The sequence below is a fragment of the Pseudonocardia sp. SID8383 genome (assembly GCF_009864975.1).
Classification (GTDB): Bacteria; Actinomycetota; Actinomycetes; order Mycobacteriales; family Pseudonocardiaceae; genus Pseudonocardia; species Pseudonocardia alni.
The window spans coordinates 1-2501 of record NZ_WWFY01000998.1 but is presented as its reverse complement, the minus strand read 5'-3'; the positions used below and the strand labels follow the sequence as shown (position 1 = coordinate 2501).

General features: G+C 75.8%; 2 protein-coding genes. Both read right to left on the bottom strand.

Annotated features, from left to right (window positions below):
- Positions 1–1299, bottom strand: a 1299-nt coding sequence (locus GTW08_RS24135; RefSeq protein WP_161152573.1) for a hypothetical protein, incomplete at its 3' end; no start/stop codon positions are given.
- A gap of 226 nt (positions 1300–1525) precedes the next feature.
- Positions 1526–2501, bottom strand: a 976-nt coding sequence (locus tag GTW08_RS24130; protein WP_161152572.1) for an AMP-binding protein, incomplete at its 5' end; no start/stop codon positions are given.

Sequence of the window (2501 nt, the reverse complement as noted above, 5' to 3'; positions counted from 1 at the left end):
GCCGGGCGCCGACGGAGCGGCGGAGGCGTCGGGCGCGGTGGGCGCAGCGGGCGAGGGTGCGGTGGGTGCGGACGGGGCCGCCGCGTCGCAGGCCGGGACGTCGCCCGGCAACCCGGTGAACGCCGTCGCCGGCAGGTACTGGCCGTCGCCGATCCGGACGAACGCGCCGGAGGTGCACTGCACCGGCACCTCGGTGGCGTCGACGGCGATCCCGACCGACTCCGCGCCGGCCTCGGGCCGGGCAAGGATCGGGATGTCCGGGGTGCCCTCGGTGCGGATCGCGGACAGCCGCTGCGACCCGGTCCACAGGTAGTCGACCTGGACCTGCGAGTTGTCCTTCAGGCCGAGGACGTCCCAGAAGATGCCGTCGCCCAGGTCGATGCCCGCCGGGTTGGCGACCCGGCGCCCGAACTGGTCCTTGCCGCCGTTGTGCCCGTTGCGTGCGGCCGCGGCCTGCGGCACGCCCTGGGGCAGGTCCTTCCACATCTCCCGCTGGTTCGACGGGTTCCAGTAGTCGTCCTTGGTGTTCCACGGGCCGATGTCCCAGACCGGGGCGATCGCGCAGCGTCCGTTGGGGGCGCAGACCTTGACCGAGTAGTCGGTCTTGCCGTTGGCCGAGAGCGCCCGGCGCGAGGGCAGCGCGACGAAGCGGTCCCGGTTGACGATCTTGTGGCCGTTCGCGGTGGTGCCGCCGACGAGCCCCTCGCGGGTGGCGAACACCGAGTAGCTGCGCGGAGCGGCCTCGGTGACCGGCTCGCTCTCGGCGCCGGAGCCGGGCGTCGCGGTGAGGGTGAGCTCCCGGACGGTCGGGTCGGCCGCGCCGGTGGCGGTGAGGATCAGGCGTCCCTGCACCTCGGTGACGGCCTCCGGCAGCTCGGTGCGGGAGTCCTGGGCGGGGATCCACTCGGTCCAGCCGCCGCCCGCCCGCTTCCCGCGGACGTCGACCGACGCCGTCGAGCCGGGCGGGGTGTCCGCGACGAGCCGGGAGTCGATCTCCCGGGTCGGGGTGTCCAGGGTGCGCGGCGCGAGGGTCAGCAGCCCGGTCGGGACCACCTCGGCCGGGTCGGCGGAGGACTCCGTGGCCCCCTCGTCGGCCGGGGCCCCGAAGGCCGTCGACCGGTCGAACCGGGCCCCGTCGGGCGAGACGACGACACCGTTGCCGCTGCCCTCGCTCAGCTCCGGCTGCCACGTCGTGCCCGGCTCGTCGGCCATCGCCGGGACCGTGGCGGCGGCACAGAGCGCGCCGGTCGCGGCGAGCAGACCGATGGCCCGCAGCCCGGCCCGCGTGATGCTGCGCATGGACAACCCCCGCTGATCGCTGTGACTCGTGTGACGACGGGGAGCCCTGTGATGGGTGAGGGCTCTGTGCCGCCAGTGGTCGAAGCACACTCGATCTCCGGGGCGGGCGCAACGCACGCTGCGTGAACCAACTCCAAGGTGTGTACACGGATCGGGTGGTGGAGACCGTGACGCAACGCCGTGATCCGACTGCCCACCGTGACCGACAACTCCGCTGGGTGAGCGGTCAGGTGCGGCGCGCCCCCGCCAGGATCTCCGCGACGGCGGTGCGGTCGGGCTTGCCGATCCCGCGCTCGGGCACGGTGTCGGCCCGCAGCAGCAGCCGCGGCACGGCGGCCCGGCCGCACGCCGCGCGGACCGCGGCACACAGAGCGTGATCGTCCGGCGCGGCCCCGGAGGACACCACGAGCGCGGCCACGATCTGGCCCCACTCGTCGTCGGGGAGGCCGACGACGCACGCCGCGCGGACGCCGTCGACCGCCAGGAGCGCCCGCTCCACCGCGGCCGGCGCGACCTTCTCGCCCCCGGTGTTGATGACGTCGTCGACCCGGCCCAGGACGGTCAGCGTCCCGTCCGGTGCGAGCGCGCCGAGGTCCCCGGTCCGGAACCGGCGGACGTCCCCGTCGGACACGAAGGCCTCCGCGGTCGCCTCCGGCGCCCCCAGGTACCCGCCGGCGACGACCGGGCCGCCGAGCACCACCCGCCCGTCGGCCGGGTCGAGGGTGACCTCGACGCCGTCGAGCGGGACCCCGTCGTAGACGCAGCCGCCGCAGGTCTCGCTCATCCCGTAGGTGGTGACCACCCGGATCCCCTCGGCGAGCGCGCGCCCGCGCAGCCGCGGGTCCAGCGCGGCCCCGCCGACGAGCACGGCGTCGTACCCGGCCAGGGCGTACAGCGGGGCACCGCCGTGGTCGAGGATCCGCGCCAGCTGGGTCGGGACGAGGCTGGTGTAGCGGCGGGTGCCGTGCGCCATCCGCCCGGTGGCGCGGGCCAGGCCGTCGGGCCGGAAGCCGTCGCGGACGTCCTGGACCACGCAGGCCGTGTCCGCGAGCAGGGCGCGCAGCACCACCTGGACCCCGGCGACGTGCTCGGCGGGCAGCGTGAGCAGCCATGACCCCGGGCCGCCGAGGCGGGCGTGCGTCGCCGTGGCCGAGGCCCGCAGCGCGTCCGCGGTGAGCGCGACGTACTTGGGCTCCCCGGTC